This is a genomic window from Rhizobium sp. SVR5-2C (assembly GCF_056755115.1).
This window is the reverse complement of the sequence record NZ_JBNDHT010000628.1, coordinates 1-233: the sequence shown is the minus strand read 5'-3', so window position 1 is coordinate 233 and position 233 is coordinate 1. Positions and strand designations below refer to the sequence as shown.

General features: G+C 62.7%; 1 pseudogene. It reads left to right on the top strand.

Features of this window, described 5'->3' with window-relative positions:
• Positions 1 to 233: pseudogene (locus ACPYOI_RS37165) on the top strand (nucleoside/nucleotide kinase family protein); the annotation flags it as partial.

Here is a 233-nt window from a genome sequence, read left to right as displayed (position 1 = left end):
ACGCAATCCTCATCGATCGCGGCCTGCTCGCCAGCAAGGGCATCACGGAAACCTTCGATGTCCGCGGCTTCCTCGCTACCATACGCGCTGTCAGGCCTGCTGATCAGGAGGTTCTCGTGCCGGTCTTCGACCGCTCGCGCGAACTTGCGATTGCCTCTGCCCGCGTCGTCTTGCCGGAACACCGCTTCCTCATCGTCGAGGACAATCACCTGCTGCTTAGCCTCGGCAAGCGG